Origin of the sequence: Sphingomonas sp. NFX23 (assembly GCF_049887795.1) — a bacterium.
Taxonomy (GTDB): domain Bacteria; phylum Pseudomonadota; class Alphaproteobacteria; order Sphingomonadales; family Sphingomonadaceae; genus Sphingomonas.
Genome location: NZ_JAGEKH010000002.1, coordinates 159,448 through 176,114, shown reverse-complemented (window position 1 = coordinate 176,114; position 16,667 = coordinate 159,448). Strand labels below are relative to the sequence as shown.

At 65.7% G+C, this 16,667-nt stretch carries 15 protein-coding genes; 7 read left to right on the top strand and 8 right to left on the bottom strand.

Features of this window, described 5'->3' with window-relative positions:
• Window positions 1–28 precede the first annotated feature (28 nt).
• From J4O76_RS04655 to J4O76_RS04640, 4 genes are read right to left on the bottom strand one after another with little or no spacing between them, the layout of a single operon-like run.
• A complete protein-coding gene (locus J4O76_RS04655; RefSeq protein ID WP_426280554.1) occupies window positions 29–781 on the bottom strand; it encodes an SDR family oxidoreductase in 753 nt (250 codons plus the stop codon).
• Window positions 778–2,055 (bottom strand): L-fuconate dehydratase, encoded by a 1,278-nt coding sequence (locus tag J4O76_RS04650; RefSeq protein WP_426280553.1) that lies wholly within the window; start codon window positions 2,053–2,055, stop codon window positions 778–780. The genes J4O76_RS04655 and J4O76_RS04650 overlap by 4 nt, the downstream gene beginning before the upstream one ends.
• Window positions 2,052–2,897 carry a fumarylacetoacetate hydrolase family protein gene (locus J4O76_RS04645; RefSeq protein WP_426280551.1) on the bottom strand — a complete coding sequence of 282 codons (846 nt, stop codon included), beginning with the start codon at window positions 2,895–2,897 and terminating at the stop codon, window positions 2,052–2,054. The genes J4O76_RS04650 and J4O76_RS04645 overlap by 4 nt, the downstream gene beginning before the upstream one ends.
• A 10-nt stretch (window positions 2,898–2,907) precedes the next feature.
• Window positions 2,908–3,648 carry an SDR family oxidoreductase gene (locus tag J4O76_RS04640; protein ID WP_426280550.1) on the bottom strand — a complete coding sequence of 247 codons (741 nt, stop codon included), beginning with the start codon at window positions 3,646–3,648 and terminating at the stop codon, window positions 2,908–2,910.
• Between the two features lie 112 nt (window positions 3,649–3,760).
• Here J4O76_RS04640 and J4O76_RS04635 point away from each other — a divergent pair, with 112 nt between their 5' ends.
• Window positions 3,761–4,102: an L-rhamnose mutarotase gene (locus J4O76_RS04635; protein WP_426280549.1), complete on the top strand. Its 342-nt coding sequence runs from the start codon at window positions 3,761–3,763 to the stop codon at window positions 4,100–4,102.
• Window positions 4,103–4,123: 21 nt separating this feature from the next.
• On the opposite strand, the gene J4O76_RS04630 is transcribed toward J4O76_RS04635, so the two are convergent.
• Window positions 4,124–6,406 carry an ATP-dependent helicase gene (locus tag J4O76_RS04630; protein ID WP_120299660.1) on the bottom strand — a complete coding sequence of 761 codons (2,283 nt, stop codon included), beginning with the start codon at window positions 6,404–6,406 and terminating at the stop codon, window positions 4,124–4,126.
• Window positions 6,407–6,515: 109 nt separating this feature from the next.
• Here J4O76_RS04630 and J4O76_RS04625 point away from each other — a divergent pair, with 109 nt between their 5' ends.
• The 4 genes from J4O76_RS04625 (at window position 6,516) to J4O76_RS04610 (ending at window position 10,421) form a co-directional block, all read left to right on the top strand.
• Window positions 6,516–6,911 (top strand): GFA family protein, encoded by a 396-nt coding sequence (locus tag J4O76_RS04625; protein WP_426280548.1) that lies wholly within the window; start codon window positions 6,516–6,518, stop codon window positions 6,909–6,911.
• A gap of 202 nt (window positions 6,912–7,113) precedes the next feature.
• On the top strand, window positions 7,114–7,443 hold the full coding sequence (locus tag J4O76_RS04620; protein ID WP_426280547.1) for a UrcA family protein: 330 nt from the start codon (window positions 7,114–7,116) through the stop codon (window positions 7,441–7,443).
• Window positions 7,444–7,694: 251 nt separating this feature from the next.
• Window positions 7,695–9,362, top strand: a complete 1,668-nt coding sequence (locus tag J4O76_RS04615) for an inorganic phosphate transporter (protein WP_426280546.1) — start codon at window positions 7,695–7,697, stop codon at window positions 9,360–9,362.
• 111 nt (window positions 9,363–9,473) lie between these two features.
• Window positions 9,474–10,421, top strand: a complete 948-nt coding sequence (locus J4O76_RS04610) for a hypothetical protein (RefSeq protein ID WP_426280545.1) — start codon at window positions 9,474–9,476, stop codon at window positions 10,419–10,421.
• Here the strand turns inward: J4O76_RS04610 and J4O76_RS04605 are convergent.
• Window positions 10,337–11,581 (bottom strand): glycosyltransferase family 4 protein, encoded by a 1,245-nt coding sequence (locus J4O76_RS04605; protein WP_426280543.1) that lies wholly within the window; start codon window positions 11,579–11,581, stop codon window positions 10,337–10,339. The two genes, J4O76_RS04610 and J4O76_RS04605, sit on opposite strands and share 85 nt — an antisense overlap.
• A 141-nt stretch (window positions 11,582–11,722) precedes the next feature.
• On the opposite strand from J4O76_RS04605, the gene J4O76_RS04600 reads away from it, so the two are divergent.
• Window positions 11,723–13,816, top strand: a complete 2,094-nt coding sequence (locus J4O76_RS04600; RefSeq protein WP_426280542.1) for an HAD-IIB family hydrolase — start codon at window positions 11,723–11,725, stop codon at window positions 13,814–13,816.
• Complete coding sequence (locus tag J4O76_RS04595; protein ID WP_426280540.1) at window positions 13,813–14,679, top strand: galactosyltransferase-related protein; 867 nt, start codon at window positions 13,813–13,815, stop codon at window positions 14,677–14,679. The genes J4O76_RS04600 and J4O76_RS04595 overlap by 4 nt, the downstream gene beginning before the upstream one ends.
• A gap of 53 nt (window positions 14,680–14,732) precedes the next feature.
• Here J4O76_RS04595 and J4O76_RS04590 read toward each other — a convergent pair whose 3' ends face one another.
• Together J4O76_RS04590 and J4O76_RS04585 are read right to left on the bottom strand one after the other, a co-directional pair.
• On the bottom strand, window positions 14,733–15,839 hold the full coding sequence (locus J4O76_RS04590; RefSeq protein ID WP_426280539.1) for a glycosyltransferase: 1,107 nt from the start codon (window positions 15,837–15,839) through the stop codon (window positions 14,733–14,735).
• Entirely contained in the window at window positions 15,836–16,663 is an 828-nt protein-coding gene (locus J4O76_RS04585; protein WP_426280537.1) for a hypothetical protein, read from the bottom strand. The genes J4O76_RS04590 and J4O76_RS04585 overlap by 4 nt, the downstream gene beginning before the upstream one ends.
• Window positions 16,664–16,667: the final 4 nt, after the last annotated feature.

The window sequence follows — 16,667 nt, the reverse complement described above, 5'->3', positions numbered from 1 at the left end:
GATCCACTCCTGATTATGTTTATGTTTGTCAGTCTATCGCGCGGTCGAGATGGGTGTAGCCGCCATCGACGTAGAGCCACTGGCCGGTCGTGTGGCTTGCCCGGTCGGACAGCAGGAACACCACCGTGTCCGCGATCTCGCGATCCTCGGTCATGCGGTGGCCGAGCGGTATGCGCGCGACGATGCCGTCGAGCTTCGCTTGCGGATCGTCGAAACTGTCGACCCAGCGCTGGTACAGCGGCGTCATCACCTCGGCGGGGATCACCGCGTTGACGCGGATTCCATCGCCGCGCAGCGCCACCGCCCATTCGCGGGTGAGCGCGAGTTGCGCGCCCTTGGCGGCGGCATACGCGCTGGTGTCGCCTTGCCCGGTAACCGCGGTCTTCGACGAGATGTTGACGATCGCGCCGCCGGTCTTGCGCAGATGCGGCACCGCGTGATGCGCCATCGCGAAATAATGGACGAGGTTCTGGTCGAGCGAGGCGCGAAACTCAGCCGGCGTCCGGCCGAGCCCGATATTGTCGTTGGCGCCAGCGTTGTTCACCAGCCCGTCGATCAGGCCATAGCGCGCGACCGCCGCCTCGACCGCCGCCGCGCACGCAGCGTCGTCGGACAATTCGGTCGCGACGAACAGATGCTCGGCCGTGAAGTCCTCGGGCGCGCTCCGCGACACGATCACCGGGATCGCGCCTTCCTCGGCCAGCCCGCGGGCGATGGCGAGGCCGATCCCGGCCCCGCCACCCGTGACGATCACGACCTTGCCGGCGAGCCCGAGCTTCATCCGGCGAACCGATAGTCGATCAGCGACTGCGGCTTCATCTCGATCGAATAGCCCGGCAGCGTCGGCGGCATGTAGGCTGCGTCACGGATCACGCAGGGATCGATGAAATGCTCGTGGAGATGATCGACATACTCGATCACGCGCCCCTCCTTGGTCCCGGAGAAGCAGAGATAGTCGATCATCGACAGGTGCTGGACATATTCGCACAGCCCCACGCCGCCGGCATGCGGACACACCGGCAGGTCGAACTTCGCCGCCAGCAACAGCACCGCCAGCACCTCGTTGACGCCGCCCAGGCGGCAACTATCGATCTGCACGACGTCGATCGCACCCGCCGCCATGAACTGTTTGAACATGATGCGGTTCTGGCACATCTCGCCAGTCGCGACCTTCACCTCGCCGATCGCGTTGCGGATCGCCTGGTGGCCCAGGATATCGTCGGGGCTGGTCGGTTCCTCGATGAACCAGGGCTTCGCGAAGGCGAGTGCGTTCACCCATTCAATCGCCTGCGGGACGTCCCACACCTGGTTCGCGTCGATCATCAACTTGCGGTCGGGGCCGAGCACTTCGCGTGCGATCGTCAGGCGACGGATATCGTCCTCCAGATCGCGACCGACCTTGAGCTTGATATAGTCGAAGCCGGCATCGACCGCTTCCTGCGCGAGCCGCCGCAGCTTCTCGTCGGGATAGCCGAGCCAGCCGGCCGACGTGGTGTAGCAAGGGAAACCGGTCGCCTCGAGATCGGCGATCCGCTCGCCCTTACCTTCCGCCCGCTTGGTCAGCAGCGTGAGCGCGTCCTCCGGCGTGATCGCGTCGGTCAGATACCGGAAGTCGATCGTCCGGACCAGTTCCTCCGGGGTCATGTCGGCGACGAGGCGCCAGACGGGCTTGCCGACCGCCTTCGCCCAAAGGTCCCAGATCGCGTTGACCACCGCGCCGGTCGCGAGGTGGATCGCGCCCTTGTCGGGGCCGATCCAGCGCAACTGGCTGTCGCCGGTCAGGTGCCGCCACATTCGCCCCGGATTCTCGATGATCCAGTCGAGGTCGAGCCCGATGACGAGATGCCGCATCGCCTCGATCGCCGCGACGCAGATGTCGTTGCCGCGGCCGATCGTGAAGGTCAGGCCGTGACCTTCGAGCCCGTCCGTATCCGTGTCCAGCACGACATAGGCGGCCGAGTAGTCCGGATCGGGGTTCATCGCGTCGGACCCGTCGAGTCCCGCGCTGGTCGGGAAACGAAGGTCGATCGTGCGCAGGCCGGTGATGGTCGTCACGCGGCGGCGACCATCGTCTGTGTCTGTTCGCCGAGGCCATCGATACCGAGGCGGACCGTCTGGCCCGCACGCAGATAGACCGGCGGCTTCTGGCCCAGACCGACGCCCTTCGGCGTACCGGTCGAGATGATGTCGCCGGCTTCGAGCGTGCAGAAATCGCTGAGGTAGGAAACGATCGTCGCGACGTCGAAGATCATGTTGGCGGTGGTGCCGTCCTGATAGCGATGGCCGTCGACTTCGAGCCACAGACCCAGCTTTTGGGGATCGCCGACCTCGTCCGCGGTTACGAGCCAGGGACCGATCGGGCCGAACGTATCGCAGCCCTTGCCCTTGTCCCACGTACCGCTGCGCTCGAGCTGGAACGCGCGCTCAGACACGTCGTGGACGACGCAGTATCCGGCGACGTGCGACAGCGCGTCTTCCTTGGCGATGTGGCGGCCGGGCGTGCCGATGACGACGCCGAGTTCGACCTCCCAGTCGGTCTTTTCCGAGCCGCGCGGGATCTCGACATCGTCGTTCGGACCCTGGATCGCGCTGGTCCACTTGCCGAACACGACCGGCTCGGCGGGGAGGTCCATGTTGCTCTCGGCGGCGTGGTCCGAATAATTCAGGCCGATGCAGATGAACTTGCCGGTGCGCGTGACGCACGGCCCAATCCGCGGCGCGCCGTCGACCTTGGGCAAGGTCATCACGTCGAGCGCGGCGATCTTCGCGAGCCCCGCGGGCGACAGCAATTCACCGGCGATATCGCCGAGCTCGGCGGGCAGCGCGCGGATCGCACCGTCCTGGTCGAGGATGCCGGGCTTTTCCTCGCCGCGGGGGCCGTAACGCAGTAATTTCATCAAATGATCCTTAGTTGACCCAACCGCCGTCGATCACGTGGACCGCGCCGGTGGTGAAGCTCGATTCGTCGCTGGCAAGGTACAGGAACAGCGCGGCGATCTCTTCGGCGCGGCCCAGCCGGCCCATCGGCTGGCGCGCGACGAACGCGGCGTCGGCCTCGCTCACGGAAATGCCCTGCGTCCCTGCCTGCGAAACGATGCGTTCGCGCAGGGACGGGGTCTCGATCGTGCCCGGGCACACGCAGTTGCAGCGGATCCCGCGGCCGACGAAATCGGCTGCCACGGCCTTGGTCAGCCCGACCACCGCCGCCTTCGATGCGCCGTAGGCGTAGCGGTTGGGGATGCCCTTCACGCTCGACGCGATGCTGCTCATGTTGACGATCGCACCGCCGCCGCGCGCGAGCATGCCGGGCAGGAACGCGCGGGTCATGCGGTGCATCGCGTGGACGTTGAGGTCGAACGACAGCATCCAGTCGTCGTCGCTGCCCTGGAGAATATCGCCCGCCGCGACGAAGCCGGCGACGTTGGCCAGAATGTCGATATCGCCGATCGCGGCAGGCAGCGCGGCAATCGCGCTGGCGTCGAGCAGGTCGACGACCAGACGTTCGACGCCGTCGATCGCCTGCAGCGTATCGCCATCACGATCGAGCGCAAAGACCCGTGCGCCCTCGTCACGGAAGCGTTCTGCGGTGGCGCGGCCGATGCCTTGTGCCGCCGCGGTCACTACCGCGGTCTTGCCGGACAGTCTCATTCCATCTCCTGCGCGTCGTTGTGCGTTTTGTTGGTTTTATTAGTCAAAGTGACTTTTGAAAAGGGGCGGCGACGCTATTGTCGCGGGAGTACGCCGTATCGAAGGAGTTTCCGTGACGTATCGCATCGTGACCGCGCTGGACCTCGTCGACGACGCAGCCCTGATCGCCGCCTATCGCGAACGCCACGCGCCGGGCGCCGTGTGGCCCGAGGTCGTGCGCGACATCGTCCAGCGGGGGTATCGAGAGATGGAGATCTGGCAGATCGCCGACCGGCTCGTGATGATCGCCGAGGTCGAAGACGATTTTCCATGCGCGGCCGACCCGGCGTTGCAGCCGGTCGTCGCGTCCTGGGAGACGGCGATGGACGTGTATCAGAAGCCGATCGACGCGACCGGGCCGAAATGGGCGGTGATGGAGCGGATATTCTCGCTCGCCGATCAGACCGCCGGCTGATCCGTCCTTCTCCTCAGGTCGTTAGGGCGTGAGCGTCACGAAGCTGTCCATTACGCGCTTGCGGCCCGACTGTTCGAAATCGATCTCCAGCTTGTTGCCTTCGATCTCGGCGATCAGCCCGTAGCCGAACTTCTGGTGGAACACGCGCATGCCGAGCGACAGGTCGTCGCGGCCCTTGTTGCCGAGGCTGATCGCGCTGGAGCGGCTTTCGACGACGCGTGCGGGTTTGGTGGAGAAGGTGCTGCCGGTGCCTGATGCGCGCTGCCAGCCGGGACCGCGACCGGTGCCGCGCGCGACGTCCGCGAACGGATCGGCGCGGTCGGACCAATTGGCCTGCCAGAGGCTCGCGCCGCCGGACATCGTGGTTTCCGTGTCGATGTGTTCGGCGGGGAGTTCGGCGACGAAACGCGAGGGGATCGACGAGTTCCACTGGCCGTAGATGCGGCGATTGGCAGCGTGGATGATCACCGCAAGTCGGCGTGCACGCGTGATCGCGACATAGGCGAGACGACGTTCCTCCTCGAGGCTCTTCACGCCGCCTTCGTCCAAAGAGCGCTGCGACGGGAACAGGCCTTCCTCCCAGCCGACCAGGAAGACCGTGTCGTATTCGAGGCCCTTGGCGGCGTGAATCGTCATGATCGTGACCTGCGGGTCCTGCGCGCCGCCCTCGTTGTCCATCACGAGGCTGACATGCTCTAGGAAAGCGCCGAGCGAGTCGTACTCCTCCATCGCGCGGACGAGCTCGCTGAGGTTCTCCAGGCGGCCGGTCGCCTCGACCGACTTCTCGGCCTGGTACATCGCGGTGTAGCCGCTCTCGTCGAGCAACTGGCGGGCGAGTTCGGCGTGCGGCAGGCTGGTCGCCATGTCGCGCCAGCGGGCGATGTCGCCGACCAGTCGGCCGAGCGACTTCTTCGCCGCGCCGGTCAATTCGTCGGTGTCGAGGATGCGCGCGGCGGCGGTCGTGAGCGGCGTGCCGGTGGCGCGGGCGAGCTGATGGATGCGCGCGACCGCCTTGTCGCCGAGGCCGCGCTTGGGAACGTTGACGATGCGTTCGAAGGCGAGGTCGTCCGCGGGCTGGTTGACCACGCGGAGGTACGCCAGTGCATCGCGAATTTCGGCGCGTTCGTAGAAGCGGAAGCCGCCGACGATCTTGTACGGCATGCCGATCGCGATGAAGCGGTCCTCGAACTCGCGCGTCTGGTGCTGCGCGCGGACCAGAATCGCGACCTCGTCCAAGGACTTGCCGGAGCGGCGGACGATGTCGATCTCCTCGCCGACCCGCCGCGCTTCCTCGGGGCCGTCCCAGACGCCAATGACCTTGACCTTCTCGCCGACGTCGCGCTCGGTCCAGAGCTGCTTGCCGAGCCGTCCGCCATTGTTGGCGATCACGCCCGACGCGGCGCCGAGGATGTGCGGCGTGCTGCGGTAATTCTGTTCGAGGCGGATCACCTTCGCGCCCGGGAAGTCGCGTTCGAACTTCAGGATGTTCTCGACCTGCGCACCGCGCCACGAGTAGATCGACTGGTCGTCGTCGCCGACGCAGGCGATGTTCTTGCGTTCTTGCGCGAGCAACCGCAGCCAGAGATACTGCGACGAGTTGGTGTCCTGATACTCGTCAACCATGATGTATTTGAAGCGCTGCTGATACTGCGCGAGCACGTCGCGGTGCGTCTTCAGGATCACCAGCATGTGGAGCAGCAGGTCGCCAAAATCGCACGCGTTGAGCGCGATCAGCCGCGCCTGGTATTGCTGGTACAGTTCGCCGCCGCGACCGTTGGCATAGCGTTCGCTCTCGCCCGCATCGATGTCCGCGGGGACGAGGCCCTTGTTCTTCCACTGGTCGATCAGCCCGGCGAGGCTGCGCGTCGGAAAGCGCTTCTCGTCGATGTCGGCGGCGAGGATCAGTTGCTTTAACAACCGCAGCTGGTCGTCGGTATCGAGGATCGTGAAGTTCGATTGGAGCCCGACCAGTTCCGCATGGCGGCGCAGCATCTTGGCCGCGATCGCGTGGAAGGTACCGAGCCACGGCATCCCTTCGACCGCATCGCCGACCAGGCGACCGACGCGCTCGCGCATCTCGCGCGCGGCCTTGTTGGTGAAGGTGACGCTGAGGATCTCCGACGGCCACGCCTTCTTGGTGAAGATCAAGTGCGCGAGCCGTGCGGTCAGCGCCGCGGTCTTGCCCGTGCCGGCGCCGGCGATGATCAGGACGGGCCCGTCGGTGGTCAGCACCGCCTCGCGCTGCGGCGGGTTGAGACCGCGCAGATAGGGAGGCTCTGCTTGCGGCGCGGACGTTTGGGCGATCTGGTTCACCGGTGAACAGGTAGGGAACGGGGGGCGATGGGGCAAGCGGGTATGACTTGCGCGGTTCGACGATACGTGGAACAAGTTGAGAACATAGAGGGAGGCGGGCATGCTGGCGGGACGATGTCATTGCGGATCGATCAGCTATGTCGCGGAGGGCGAGCCCGAGCATCACGCGCTGTGCCATTGCGGCGATTGCCGGCGAAGCGCGGGAGCGCCGATGGTAGGCTGGATCGCATTCAGATCCGAACAGGTGACCATCTCGGGCGATCCGGTGACGTATGAATCGTCGGCAAGCGGTCGGCGTCAATTCTGCGGACGGTGCGGGACGGGACTATTCTATACCAATGCGGCGTATCTGCCGGGGATCATTGACGTGCAATCCTGTACGCTGGACGATCCCGAGGCGGTCGCGCCGGGTGCGCATATCCAGGTGGCCGACCGATTGGCGTGGATGGCGGATGTGGCCGCTCTGCCTGCGTTCGAGCGATATCCGGGGATGTGACCTAACGCCTCATCTAGAGTTTCGGCGCGTCGTCGGACCGTCGCCAAACCGTCGCGCGAGCGTAACGAATCACGGGTAGGGGATGCGCAGCGACGTGGTTCGTCGTCGGAGATGCCGCACCCAGAAAGGTGTCCCGACGCGCTGGCGCCGTCGCCCGCAGGCATAGCCTTGCGGACCGCAGGACCATTTGAGGAACATCATCATGAAGCTTTTCATCAGCGTCGCTTCGGCGGCGATCGTCGGCGCTTGCCTGTTTTCCACGGGTGCTTCCGCGAGTTCCGGGCGCGACCCGGTATCGGTGCGCGTGTCGCGCGCCGGGCTCGACCTGACCAGCGATGTCGGGCGCACCGCGTTCCAGCGCCGGCTGCGTTCGGCAATCGTCGGCGCCTGCCAATCGCACGGTGTTGGCCTCGCGGCGCTCGCCGACGCGCAGCAATGCCGCAAGGAGATGACCGCGGATGCGGACGTGAAGATGGTCACTTTGTTCGGCCGCAATGGCATGCAGCTCGCGAGCATCGGTGAAGCTCGGTGAATTAACTTACTCACGTCCGACGAAGTCGGTTCCGAACATCCTCCCCCGCAAGGGGGAGGTGGCGCGAAGCGACGGAGGGGGAGGACACGGAACGCACGTTGTCCTCTGCCTCCCCCTCCGTCTGGCGAGGGCCAGCCACCTCCCCCTGGCGGGGGAGGATTGTAGAGAGCGACGTCCCAAATAGGGTCGAACGATCGCTTGATTTACATCTGTCATAAGATTGTCATCGTAAGGGCCGACTGCACATTCCTATGGCAACCTCCACATTTGCACCCGATGCGGTGACGGCTGATTCGAGCGCTACCGCTGCGCCGCATACCGGTCCCAAGCTCGATCATGCGCTGCATCCGTCCGGGCGCTGGATATTCCTCGCCGTGCTGATCGGCGGGCTTGCCTATGCCGGGTTCAGCATCGCCTTCGATACCGCGCAGGTCGGCGAGAGCCTGGCGGGCGGGGCGTTCGCGTTTCTCGCGCTCGCGCTGCTGATCGCGCTCGGGTTCGAGTTCGTGAACGGGTTCCACGACACCGCCAACGCGGTCGCCACCGTCATCTACACGCATTCGATGCCCGCGCCGCTCGCGGTCGTGTGGTCGGGGTTCTTCAACTTCCTCGGCGTGATGCTGTCGTCGGGCGCGGTGGCGTATTCGATCGTCACGTTGTTGCCGGTCGACCTGATCCTGAACGTCGGCAGCGTCGGCGGGTTCGCGATGATCTTCGCGCTGCTGCTCGCGGCGATCCTGTGGAACCTCGCGACCTGGGCGGTCGGGCTGCCCAATTCGTCGAGCCATGCGCTGATCGGCTCGATCCTCGGCGTCGGCCTTGCCAACCAGATCATCAATGGCGGCGGCGCGGACGGCACGTCGGGCGTCGACATGGTGCAGGTCTGGAAGGTGCTCTCCGCACTCGCGTTCAGCCCGATCGTCGGGTTCGTCGGCGCGCTGTTGCTGCTGCTCGTGATGAAGCGGTTCCTGCGCGACAAGAAGCTGTACGAGGCGCCCGAGGGCCAGACGCCGCCACCGCGCGGCATCCGCGCGCTGCTGATCGGCACCTGCACAGCGGTCAGCTTCGCGCATGGCAGCAATGACGGGCAGAAGGGGATGGGGCTGATCATGCTCATCCTGATCGGCTGCGCACCGACCGCATATGCACTGAACCGGACGATGCCCGAGAGCGCGATGCCCGCATTCGTGCAGTCGGCGCAGGCTGCATCGGCCGCCTACCGCGCGCATGCCGACGGCGCGCCCGCCGACGTTGCGACTTCGCGTGCGCAGGTCACCAAGGCGCTGAAGAGTAAGCATGTCGCCGACCCGGTCATCTATGGCGCGCTGGCGACGCTGTCGGACGACGTGTCGAGCCGGATCGAAAGCTATGGGTCGCTGGGCAAGGTGCCGGCTGCCGCGACGCCGAACCTGCGCAACGACATGTACCTCGTGCTCGATACGACCAAGCTGATCGCCGAGGACAAGTCCGCGCAGAGCCGCTTCACCGCGCAGGAGATCACGACGCTCAAGAGCTATAATAGCGGGCTCGAACAGGGCACTCGCTATATCCCGACCTGGGTGAAGGTGACCGTCGCGCTGGCGCTCGGGCTCGGGACGATGGTCGGGTGGAAGCGGATCGTCGTCACTGTGGGTGAGCGGATCGGCAAGACGCATTTGACCTACGGCATGGGCGCGTCGGCCGAACTGGTCGCGGCGGCGACGATCCTGCTGGCGGTGAAATACGGCATGCCGGTGTCGACCACGCACATCCTGTCGTCGGGTGTCGCGGGCGCGAGCGTTGCGAATGGCGCCGGGCTGCAGCGTCGCACGGTCATGAACATGGCGCTTGCATGGGTGATGACGCTGCCGGTGGCGATGCTGCTGTCGGGTGGGCTGTATTGGCTGCTGCTGACGCTGGCGCATACGTTCGGGTATTGAGCGGCTCGGCCGTCATCCTGACGAAAGTCGGGATGACGGCGGTAGGTTAGATCGGAAGGGTGCCGGTCGCAGCGGGGGAACCGGTCCTTGGCGCCGCGGGTTGCCGGAGCCATGCGATTGCGATGCTCGATCTGTGGGAACTGGGACTGGCTCGTGCGCGAGGATTGGTTCGAGTGTAGCCACTGCCGCCTGCTTGTCCGCGACGTGAGCGAGGTCGGTGCGGTTGCCGACGAGATCGTCGCGCGGTTGGGAAGCGGGCTTGTCGACCTACAGCGCGATCCTGCGGAGCGCTGGATGCTCGACCCAGCCGGTTTGCGGAACGCGGCGTGGCGGTTCGGGTTCGAGGTGGAGCCGGTCGCTGTTGCGAAGGGCGACGTGCGCTTTCCCCCCGATTACCGTCCTGCCCAAGCGCATTCGGCTCCCGCGACGACTGTGCCGCACGCGATAGGGCTCGGCATCATGGCGCGGCCCGCCGACGCCAACGACATCGTCGAGATCGCGACCGATTATCGCACCGCGTTTGCCCAGATCGTCGTCCTGCTCGACGGCTCGGCAAACGAAGCAAGCGATCTCGCAGCGCGTATTCCTTGGGTGGAGGTCGCCCATCACCCTCTCGCCGACAATTTTGCCGCACAGCGGAACAGGCTCCAGGACGCGTTGCAGACCCGCTGGGTGTTGCAGATCGATACCGACGAGCGCCTCGACGGCGCTTTGCTCGACGCGCTTGGCTGGCTGGTCGCGGCGGCGGATCGCGACGAGTTGCGCTCGCTCGGCGTGTCGCGCCGCAACCTCGTCGACGGGGTGCAGTCCGCGTCCTATCCGGACATCCAGTACCGCCTCAATCGCAGCGATATCCGCTTTGCCGGCCGCGTCCACGAGCGCCCGGTCGTGCCGTTCGTCGAGAGTTCGCTGGCACTGGCCGGTGTGCTCGAACACCGGCTTGATGGCGAGCGGGTGCGCGAGCGGACGCGGATCTACGAGGCGATGTCGACCGGCGCGGGCAGGCCGGAGGACGAGGCGTTGCTGCTCGCCCCCTTCGATCCGATCGCGGTGCGATAGACCGCGCTCGTCTGCGCGGACAGGGTATCGCGCGTGAACATCCCCGACGCACGCCGGCTCGCCGCGGCGTAATGCGCGCGCAAGGCCGGGTCCTCGATCAGCCGCTGGATCTGCGTGGCGAGGTCGTCGCCGGTGCAGGCCTTGGCCAGTAATCCGGCACCGCTCTCGCCAATGAACAGCCGCGCGCTCGGGTCCTCGGCGCAGGCGACGACCGGTCGGCCGAACATCATCGCCTCCTGGTACACCAGCCCGAAGCTCTCGTAGCGCGAGGGCGCGACGATGACGTGGGCCGCACTCATCAGGTCGTGCAACGTCGGTTCGTCGACACGGTGATGGCAGCGCAGCCTGGTGCGTGCGGTGGACGGAAGCGCCTTCAAATCGTCCGCGTGGACACCAACGATCGTGAGGCGGAAATTGCGCATCCCGGCATCTGCGCGCCGGGCGAGGATCCGCAGCGCCATGATGAGCGCATCGAATCCCTTCCGATGTTCGTCCCGCCCGACGAACAGCAGTTCGATCGACTGGTCCTCGGGGATATCGTCGGGATAGGCTGCGGCCGTTCCTCGGGCCACGATCTCCGGCGGCAGGCTGAGGCCGATGACCGCGTGATGCCCGGTTGGTCCCGGCGCTTCGACGCCATACAACCGGGCGATCTTCTCGCCGTGAAGCTGCGTGTTCGAGATCAGTGCCTTGCTGAAGCGCGCTGCGACCCGCTCCGCAAGCATCGCCGCGCGCCGATCCAACCGGTCGCGCAGACTCGTTACCGTTTCGGCCGAGGTCGCTGCCGGGGTCGAGTTTCGCGTCACCAACGGCGCGGGGCCGGTAAGTGCGATCGCCAGTCCTGGCGCATACCAGTTGGTCGCCTCGACCACGTCGAACGGCTCGCGTCGGTGCTCGCGAGCAACCGCTCGGCGGAACGCGAACGGCGCGACGAGGTGCCCGATACCCGCAATCTTCCGGAGGCGCGCGGCGAACGATCCCTCGCGCAGACCGCAACCGATGACCGTAACCCGGCCGTCGTGGCTGTCTTCGCGACGGTCCATAGTGAAGACACGGACGTCGTTGCCAGACTGTGCCAATGACTGCGCGATTTCGCGCGCGGCGCGAGTAAGTCCGCTCTTTTCAGGAGGATAGGCCCAGGTGAGTAGAGCGATTCTCACAGCGATCGATCACCGAGCGAACGAGGCGTCGCAGGGAACGTAATAACCTGCGTCAATACCGGCATGTAAAGTATCATCGGCCCGGAACTCGGCAACCCCGTGAGCGGTTCCTTACGTGAATTGCAGATGAACGGGGGAAGGGTGTTCGTACTACATATCGCGTTGCAGGGGTGTTTACGCGCAACCGACGTCGAATACGGAATCACCGCGGATACCGGGGGCCATATCCGGTACCTTCTCGATCTCGTCGCTGCCAGCGGCCGCAATTCGGCGATCGACCGGATGGAAATCGTTACCCGGGCATTCCATCATGCGGCGTATGCGGAATGCTATGCCGAGCCGATCGAGACGATCGACGGCACAACGCGTATCGTCCGATTGCTGACCGCGTCCGATGCGTATCTCGTCAAGGAAGACCTGTGGACCGAGCATGGCAGCCTGGTCGAGGCTTTGGTGGCGCATATCGCGACGCTCGATCGCACGCCCGACGTCATGCACGCGCATTATGCCGATGCCGGACTGATCGCGGCGCGTGTGTCCGCGCGCACCGGCATCCCCTATGTGTTCACCGCACATTCGCTCGGTCGGGTTAAGCTGGCCGCGTTCGATCGTGAGTGCGCGGAAACCGCGGGTCTCGATCGCCGGATCGCGATCGAGGAAGAAGCCATCGCCGGGGCGGCTGCGATCATCGCGTCGTCGCGTGACGAGGCCGAAGTCCAGTATGCCGACTATGATGCATATGATCCCGGCCGCATTCGCGTGTTCGCGCCGGGTAGCGATCTCAAGCAGTTCGCGAACTGTGGCACCGATGCTCGCGTTGATGCGCTGATAAACCGGTTCCTCGACGATCCCGCCAAGCCGGTAATCCTCGCGATTGCGCGCCCGGTGACCAAGAAGAACCTTGCGGCACTTGTCCACGCGTACGGCCGGTCACCCGCGCTTCAGGCCGCGGCGAACCTCGTGATCCTGGCGGGCACGCGTGACGACAGTGCGACGCTGGAGCCCGAGATTCGCGACAACATCGCCGAACTGCTCCAGTTGATCGACCGTTATGACCTGTACGGCAAGGTCGCCTATCCGAAGCAGCACCGACCGGACGATATCGCCGCCGTCTATGCCCATGCCCGTACCCGGCGCGGCGTCTTCGTTAATCCGGCGCTCAACGAACCGTTCGGGCTGACCTTGCTCGAAGCGGCGGCGAGCGGCCTGCCCGTGGTTGCGACCGACAGCGGTGGTCCGAACGATATCGTCGAGACCTGCGGCAACGGCATTCTCGTCGATCCGCGTTCGCCTAGCGCCATCACCGATGCGATCCTGAAGATACTAGACGATCCGGCGCTGTGGTCGCGCTACTCAGCGGCGGGGTCGGTAGCGATCCGCGCCTATGACTGGGACCGGCACGTACAGCTTTATACCGGGTTGCTCGCAGAGGTCGTGAACGCCGCGCCTGTGGTCACGGATCGGAAGCCGGAATTGTTGCTGGTGTCGGATATCGACGGAACGTTGATCGGCTGTGCAAAAGGCGTCGACGATTTCACCGCGTGGCACGACGCGCAGACCGATGTCGCGTTCGCTATCGCCACCGGGCGCAGCTTCCACAGCGCGATGGCGGTGCTCGGGCAGCATGATGCACCGCGCCCCGAAATCCTGATCACCTCGGTCGGCTCGGAGATCTATTACCGGACGGTGCGCGGGGCGGTGTACGACCGCGATACCGAATGGGACGGGATCATCGCCGCCGGTTGGGACCGCGAGGCGGTTGCTGCACTGATCGGTCAACATGCCGGACTGACGCCGCAGAGTCCGCTCGAGCAGCGCCGGTTCAAGCTCAGCTATTTCGCGGATGGCGACATGGCGGCGGCCGAGCGGGTGCGGGCTTTGCTCGCGGAACACGGTCACAGCTGTTCGATCATTCAGAGCCACGGCCGCTATCTCGACATCCTGCCGCATGCCGCGTCGAAGGGTACCGCGGTCGAGCATGTCCGCCGCCGCCTCGGTCTCGAACCGCGACAGGTGATCGTCGCTGGCGACAGCGGCAACGATATCGAGATGCTGCGATCGTCACGCCACGCGATCATCGTCGGCAATTATTCGGACGGCCTGGGATCGCGGGCGGACTTGGCGCACGGCTATGTCGCAATCGGCCATCACGCGCGCGGTGTGATCGAAGGCGTCGCGTTCTTCCGCGATGCCGCGGCCGGGATCGACGTCGAGGGTATCAGGAAGGCATCGTGACGTCCTCGATGGTCAGCGTCCTGACGCTGGTACGCGGTCGCCGCGCGCATCTGGTGAACCTGATCGCCGGCCTCAACGCATCGACGCGCAAGCCTGACGAATTGGTGATCGCGTACATGCAGGATGCGCCGCACGCCGATCTCCCGCCGACCGACTTTCCGGTGCGCGCGGTGTTGGTCGAGGGGGAGGCGATGCCGTTGGCGGCGGCGCGTAACCGCGCGGCGGCGGCTGCGCGTGGGGATCAGTTGATTTTCCTGGACGTCGATTGCGTCCCTGCGCCGACGTTGGTCGAGCGCTATGCGGCTACGGCGGTCGAGCCGGGCGGTATTCGCTTGGGCGAGGTGCTGTATCTCCCCGCCGGCGCGCTGGATGCCGGGCTGGACTGGGACATGCTCGACCGGGTCGGCGTGCGTCACCCGGCCAAGCCGCCGATCGCATCTGATGAAATACGGCCGACACCTAGCCATGGTGAGCTTTGGGGCCTGTCGTTCGCGATCTCCGCTGCGGACTGGGCGCGGGCAGGGGGGATGGACGAGCGCTATGTCGGCTATGGCGGCGAGGAAACCGACTTTGCCGCGCGGCTCGAGCACGCCGGGGTGCCGATGTGGTGGGTCGGTGGTGCGCGGGCGTATCACCAGCATCATGTCGTCCACACGCCGGCCTATCAGCATTTCGACGCGATCATTCGCAACGCGCGGTTGTTTCGCACGACGTGGGGGCGGTGGTGCATGGACTATTGGCTGGGGCATTTCGCCGAGCGCGGGTTGATCGCCTGGGATGCGGAAACGATTACGGTGTTGCGAGGTCCGACTGCGGAAGAGGTGGCCGCGTCAAAGATGCCGCCGGAGGTTTTGTTCAGCTGAGATGCTGCGCAACGTGTCGATCCTCCCCTGGCGGGGGAGGATCGACTAGCGCTCTATTTCGAAGCGGGCGCCCAAAGCGAGACCGCCAGTCCTTCCAGATAGTCAGCGGCAACCTTGGCCGCATCCGCGTCGTACAGGTCGGCGAGCGCGGCCGGACCGAGCGCCTTCGCCGCGTCGAGGATACCGCGCCACGGTGCCAACGCGCCGGGCCATGACGGCAGCGCGACCGCAGCGCCAAGCTCCGCGAGACGCTCCGCCTTCCGGGTCTGCTCACCGAAATACCGCCATTCGGGTGCGCAGACATAAGGCCGGCCGACGCGTGCGATCTCGTGTACGGTATTGTCACCGGCCGATGCGATGACGACGTCGGCGGCGGCGATGTGGTCGGTGACGCCGGGGACCCAGCCGAGCTCGACGAGATTGCCGAAATCGGTCTCATGCCCCTCGCGGTGGACCGGCCCGAGCACCAGCCACAGCGCATCCGGCACCGCGCGCGCTGCCATCGTCAGCGGCGCGTAGGGCGTGCCCGCGCCGCCGCCACCGGTGAGGACCACGATGATTTCCTTGGTCGGATCGAGGCCGAGTTTCGCGCGCGCCTCGGCCCTGGTCGGGACGGGGTCGACGGTGGTGCACAGGCCGCCGGCGTAGCACGTGTTGGCGCGTACCCAGTCCGGCGTATCCGCCTGCTCGAGCGCCTCGCCGAACGGTGCGAGCAGGCCGACGCTTGCCTGATATGCGCCCAGATGACCCGGATCGAGCCGGTCGCCGTGCATTCGGATGCTGATCGCGGGCACGCTCGCGATCCGGGCGAGCAATGCGATCTCGGCGGAGACGTCGACCACGAACAGCGCCGGATCGACGTCGTCGAGATGGTCGATGATCGTCCGCATCGTCGCGCGGGTCTTCGCGACACCGAGCGGAACGCAGTGCATCACCTCGGGCGTCGCCTGCGCGAACAGGCCCGGCGTCGGCACCGGCGCGCCAATCATGTCGGGCAGCGCGGCGATCGTGATCGGCCGCTCGAACCCGTCGAACAGCGAAGGCTTGGCGGTCAGGATCGTCACCGCGCGCTCGGCCGGCAGCTCGCGGATGATCGCCATCGCACGGTTGGCGTGGCCGCGACCCTGGTGATGGATGAAGAACGTGATCGGCTTGGTCATGCCGAACGTTGTACCGATTCGGCCTCCGATGGCGATTGATATCGATCAGCATAGTCGGCGCTCAACCCGAATGCCGCCTCGACCTCGGGATCGAGCCACGCGGTGATGTGTTCGGCATCAGCAGGCGCGAGTTCGGGATAAGCCGTCGGAACATAGGGCGCATAGCCTTGCCCCTTGTAGCTGGTGATCGGCACATATTCTTTGCGCCGTGCAATCCCGGTCGCCTCGGACAACGCCTCGACGAACGCCGACGGCGCACGCGCGAACGCATCATAGCCGAGCAACGCAACGTTGTGCGTCCGGTTGGTCAACGACGCCCAGTGGCGCAGCTTCGCGGTACGCTTGGCGATGCAATTGGCGAAGCGTTCGCCGGTTTCCGGATCGCGCTCGTGCAGCATCTCGTCGCCCTGCATCGGATGCCCCGGCTCGATGGGGCCGAAATGATCGTCCCAATAACTGTGCCACTGGCTGCGGATGAACTCGTCGAACGGCTGTGCCTTGAGGTCCGGGTGCGCGTGCCAGGGCTGGCGGTGAAGGCTACGGGTCCAGTCGAACGCATCGCGCGCGATGACCAGCACCAGCGTATCCTTCACGAACAACGTTTGCGGCGGCACGAACCAGTGCTTGAAGCCGAAATCCTCGGTGATCGTCACGCTCGGCATGTTCGCCTCGATCGCGCGCGTGACGAGGTTGGTACCGCTGCATCGCTGGCCGTAAACCTGGACTCGCGTGATCGGCACGTCGCCCCGCTTCAGTATCCGCAGGCCCTCCAAAGGCTGGAGCCAGTTCAAGGGTTTAACGTGCGGTTTGGCGGGCGTCGACATGGGG

What these genes read in the sequence shown, in the direction of transcription:
- J4O76_RS04585 (WP_426280537.1), bottom strand. Translation starts at nt 16,663, where the DNA reads ATGTCGACGCCCGCCAAACCGCACGTTAAACCCTTGAACTGGCTCCAG.
- J4O76_RS04610 (WP_426280545.1), top strand. Translation starts at nt 9,474, where the DNA reads ATGCGATTGCGATGCTCGATCTGTGGGAACTGGGACTGGCTCGTGCGC.
- J4O76_RS04640 (WP_426280550.1), bottom strand. Translation starts at nt 3,648, where the DNA reads ATGAGACTGTCCGGCAAGACCGCGGTAGTGACCGCGGCGGCACAAGGC.
- J4O76_RS04590 (WP_426280539.1), bottom strand. Translation starts at nt 15,839, where the DNA reads ATGACCAAGCCGATCACGTTCTTCATCCATCACCAGGGTCGCGGCCAC.
- J4O76_RS04645 (WP_426280551.1), bottom strand. Translation starts at nt 2,897, where the DNA reads ATGAAATTACTGCGTTACGGCCCCCGCGGCGAGGAAAAGCCCGGCATC.
- J4O76_RS04615 (WP_426280546.1), top strand. Translation starts at nt 7,695, where the DNA reads ATGGCAACCTCCACATTTGCACCCGATGCGGTGACGGCTGATTCGAGC.
- J4O76_RS04620 (WP_426280547.1), top strand. Translation starts at nt 7,114, where the DNA reads ATGAAGCTTTTCATCAGCGTCGCTTCGGCGGCGATCGTCGGCGCTTGC.
- J4O76_RS04625 (WP_426280548.1), top strand. Translation starts at nt 6,516, where the DNA reads ATGCTGGCGGGACGATGTCATTGCGGATCGATCAGCTATGTCGCGGAG.
- J4O76_RS04655 (WP_426280554.1), bottom strand. Translation starts at nt 781, where the DNA reads ATGAAGCTCGGGCTCGCCGGCAAGGTCGTGATCGTCACGGGTGGCGGG.